This window comes from Arenibacter arenosicollis, from assembly GCF_014397245.1.
In the GTDB taxonomy this organism is placed as follows: Bacteria; Bacteroidota; Bacteroidia; order Flavobacteriales; family Flavobacteriaceae; genus Arenibacter; species Arenibacter arenosicollis.
Map to the genome: position 1 here is coordinate 1 of NZ_JACLHY010000070.1, position 611 is coordinate 611.

Annotated in this window: 1 protein-coding gene; it reads left to right on the forward strand. The window is 46.8% G+C overall.

Features of this window, described 5'->3' with window-relative positions; all coding sequences use genetic code 11:
• The coding region (locus tag H4O18_RS21890; RefSeq protein ID WP_187588650.1) for a DUF1553 domain-containing protein at window positions 1–611 on the forward strand (611 nt) is incomplete at both ends.

Below are 611 nucleotides of genomic sequence, written 5' to 3' on the forward strand. Positions count from 1 at the left end.
CCTTGGGGAAGGGCATTTTGGGCCTAACCCTGGAATGCGCCAAATGCCATGACCATAAATACGATCAGTTGTCCCAGAAGAATTATTTTGAAATCTATTCCTTTTTCAACAATGTGGATGAAAAAGGCTTACGTATGGATGCAGTACAAGCTGCCAATCAGAAATATTTTGCCGATGCACCTTTTATGACCATTACCGATGAGGAGACCGATGGGGTCCTGTCCTTTATCAATAAGGCTGAAGGGGAAGCAGTCAAGGTGATGGTCATGAACGATTCCATGCCCAGAACCACTTACATTTTCGATCGTGGGGAGTATGACAGCCCTGGGGAGGAAGTAACTCCCACTGCACCTGAATTCATCCTGCCATTTTCCGAAAAACTTCCAAAGAACAGATTGGGATTGGCCCAATGGATAACCGATGAGAACAACCCATTGACTTCGAGGGTCTTCGTGAACAGGGTCTGGGGGATGTTGTTCGGGAACGGACTTGTGGTTACCTCGGAGGATTTCGGGGTACAGGGAAGCCTGCCCTCCCATCCACAATTGTTGGATTGGTTGGCAAAGGATTTTATGGAGCACGATTGGGACATTAAATATCTGTTGAAGAAG